At 77.4% G+C, this 1,964-nt stretch carries 1 protein-coding gene; it reads right to left on the reverse strand.

Going from position 1 to position 1,964, the window contains the following annotated elements:
• Nucleotides 1–1,964, reverse strand: a 1,964-nt coding sequence (locus ACTUAL_RS29755; protein WP_440902561.1) for a tetratricopeptide repeat protein, incomplete at both ends; no start/stop codon positions are given.

The following is a 1,964-nucleotide window of genomic DNA, read 5'->3' on the forward strand; positions in this document are numbered from 1 at the left end:
CAGGGCGCGTTCGGGGTGGCCGGTGCGGATCCAGACCTTGGCGAGGGCCTGCGCGGTGTACGACGACAGCAGTTGCTCGCCGGACGCCAGCGCCAGGCGGTGCGCCCGCTCGCTCCACCCGGCCGCCTCGGCCAGGTCGCCGCGCGCCCGGTGCACCAGACCGATGCCCCGCACCGCGATCGCCTCCCCCGCGCGGTGCCCGAGGGCGCGGTAGCGGTCGACCGCCGCGCGCAGGTGGGTCAGTGCCCGCTCGTCCAGGCCGCGCTCGCGGTAGGCGTAGCCGAGGCCGTAGTGGGCGTTGGCGCCGCCCTCCGCCAACCCCAGGCGGTCGAACTCGGCCAGCTGCTCCGACAGGAGCGGGATGGATCTGCCGTGGTCGCCCAACTCCCGGTGGACGGTGGCCAGCCCCGTGGCGGCCGAGGCTGCGCCCGCGGCGTCGCCCAGTTCCAGGAACAGCACCCGCGCGCGCTCGAACAGGTCGGCGGACTCGGTGAAGCGGTCCTGCGCGTACCGCAGCTGGGCGCGGCCGTAGCAGGTTCCGGCCAGCACGCCCCGCTCACCGGCCGCCGTCGCCGCCGCGGCCACCGCGTCGCGGACGCGCTCCCAGCCGGCGAAGTCGTTGGTCTTGGCGAACGAGGCGAACACCAGCGCGTCGGCCAGCGCCGCCGCCTGCCGCACCAGCCCCCGTCGTGCGGCCACCTCCACCAGCACGACCAGCGTCGGCTCCTCGGCCGCCAGGTCGATGGCGACCCCCCGGCAGGCGGGCGGTTCGGGCAGCGGGGTGTCGCGTTCGTGGCGCACCAGGTACGCGCGCCGCGTGTCGTGACCGCGCACCAGGTGCACGGCGGCGGCCAGCACGCGGTCCAGCATCGCGACGGACTCCTCGGGGGGTTCCTCGGCCTGCGCGCGTTCGGCGGCGTAGAGGCGGACGAGGTCGTGGACGCGGTAGCGGGGGTTGGTCCCGTCGCCCGCCGCCGCCTCCACCAGCCTGGCGTCGACCAGGTGCTCCAGGAGGTCGTCGGTGGTGGTGGCGCCGGTTCCCAGCGCGGCGGAGAGGAGCCACGGGGCCAGTTCGCCGACGTCCACCGCGCCGACGGCCCGCAGCGCGCGGCGGGCCTGCCCGGACAGGCCCTGGTAGCCGACGTCGATGCCGGTCCGCACGCGCAGGTCGTCCACCGCCAGCTCGTCCAGGCGCCTGCCGCGGTCGGCCATGCGGGTCACCAGCTTCGCCACCGGCCAGTGCGGGCGGGCGGCCAGGGGGGCGCCGACGAGGCGCAGCGCCAGCGGCAGGCCCGCGCACAGCGCGACCAGGCGGGCCGTCGCCTCGGGTTCGGCGGACAGGCGGTCGTGGCCCACCACGCGCTCCAGCAACCGGTGCGCGTCGCGGTCGTCCATCACCCGCAGCTCGACCCGTGACGCGCCCGGCAGCGCGGTGAGCCAGGCGCGGGTGGAGACGAGCAGCGCGCAGCCCGGACCGCTGGGCAGCAGGGGGCGCACCTGCTCGGCGCCCGCGGCGTCGTCGAGCACGACCAGGACCCGCCTGTCGTGCGTGATGGCCCGGTAGCGGGCCAGGTCGGCGTCGAAACCGGCGTCGGGGCCGGTCGGGTCGAGCGCCCGCAGCGCGCGGCCGAGCACCTCCGCCGGGGACATGGGGGTGCCGAGCGCGCCGTTCAGGCTCAGGAACAGCGCGCCGTCGGGGTAGTCGGCGCGGACCAGGTTGGCCAGGCGCACGGTGAACGCGGTCTTGCCCACCCCGGCCGGACCGGAGACCACGAGCACCGGGGAGCGGCGCCGCAGGCCGTCGCCCGCCTCGGCCAGCAGGTCCTCGCCGCCGGTGTGGTCGGGCAGGTCGGGCGGCAGCTGGAACACCGGGGCCACCGGGACCGGGCGGGGCGCGCGGTCCACGCCGCCGCGCAGCAGGGCCTCGTGCAGGTGGCGCAGTTCGGGGCCGGGTTCGACGCCCA

The sequence above is a fragment of the Actinosynnema sp. genome, from assembly GCF_052038725.1.